Origin of the sequence: Streptomyces acidicola, from assembly GCF_009377235.1 — a bacterium.
Taxonomy (GTDB): domain Bacteria; phylum Actinomycetota; class Actinomycetes; order Streptomycetales; family Streptomycetaceae; genus Streptomyces; species Streptomyces acidicola.
In genome coordinates this window covers 1-1,499 of the sequence record NZ_VMNX01000514.1, presented here as the reverse complement: position 1 = coordinate 1,499, position 1,499 = coordinate 1, and the positions used below count along the sequence as shown (strand labels likewise).

Annotated in this window: 1 protein-coding gene; it reads right to left on the bottom strand. The window is 71.8% G+C overall.

All coding sequences use genetic code 11. The annotated features are described in order from the left end of the window. Positions 1-1,499 (bottom strand): MDR family MFS transporter (locus FPZ41_RS46485; protein WP_152870920.1); only part of this gene is annotated, 1,499 nt, incomplete at both ends.

Here is a 1,499-nt window from a genome sequence, read left to right as displayed (position 1 = left end):
GGAGATGCGGCGTTGGGCGGTACGGCGTCGGCGGGGGCGTCGTGGGGCACCAGTGGTCTCCCCTTGAGGAAGAAGGCGAGGAGCACGCCGAGGACCAGCAACGGCACGAGGTACAGGAAGATCCGCGGCAAGGTGTCGGCGTACGCCGCGACGTGGTTGTGCGTCAGGCCGGTGCCCGCGCGCGTGGGCCCTTGGTCGGCGGCCTGCCCTCGGTCGGCGGCCCGGGTCGCGAGGAGCGCGCCGCAGACGGTCACGCCGACGCCGCCCCCGATCTGCCGGAGGTAGCTGTTCGCACTGGTCGCGGCCTGGACGTCGGCGGCGCGCACCGAGTTCTGCAGGGCGAGGACCAGGACGGGCATCACCATGCCGATGCCGGCGCCGAGGACGGCCGTCCAGATGCCGTAGTGCAGCCGGGGCGTGTCGGCGTCGAGGCGGGAGAGGAGCCACATGCCGACGGCGGCGAGGGCGGTGCCGAGGATCGGGTAGGTCCGGTAGTGCCCGGTGTGGCTGATGAGTTGGCCGACGACGACCGACGCGCCGACGACGCCGGCCGTCATCGGCAGCATGAGCAGCCCGGACTCGGTGGCCGAGGCGCCGTCGACCAGTTGCAGGAAGGCCGGCAGACAGCTGCCCGCCACGAACAGCGCGGCCCCGATGACCAGGCCCACGAACCCGGTGACGATGAACACGGAGTCCTTGAACAGCCGCCGGGGGATCAGGGGTTCGGGGGCGTGGTGCTCGACGACGAGGAAGAGGACGGTCGCGCCGACGGCTCCCGCAGCCAGGCCCCTGATGGTCTCTGAGCCCCAGGCGTACTCGGTGCCGCCCCGGGCGGCCAGCAGCACCAGACAGGTGGACGCGACGGCGAGCAGCAGCGCTCCGAGGACGTCGAAGCGGGCCTTCGGCCCGGGCTTGGGCCCGGGCTTCGGCAGGTTCAGTGCGAGGGTGACGAGCGTCAGGGCCATGAGCCCGAAGGGCACGTTGCCGTAGAAGCACCACCTCCAGGAGAGGTGGTCCGTGACGTAGCCGCCCAGGAGGGGGCCGGTGACGGAGGCGAGGCCGAACGCCGCGCCGGCGAGGCCCACGAAGCGACCGCGATTACGGGCGGGCACGATGTCCGCCATGAGCGCCTGTACGCCGATCAGCAGGCCGCCCGCGCCGACGCCCTGGAGTCCGCGGAAGGCGATGAGTTGGTCCATCGTGTGCGACCAGCCGGCGAGCGCCGAGCCGATGACGAAGACGACGATCGCGAACTGGAAGGCGCCCTTGCGTCCGTACAGGTCGCCGCACTTGCCGTAGACGGGCAGGGTGATGGTGGCGGTGAGCAGGTACGCGGTGATCACCCAGGACATACGGTCCAGGCCGTGCAGTTCGGCGGCCATCTTCGGGAGCGCGGTGGCCACCGTCATCTGCTCCAACGCGGCGAGCAGCAACGCGAGCACGAGGCCGAGAAACACCAACCGGGCGCGGTGCGGGGCGGGTTGGCCGGAGGGGGGCTC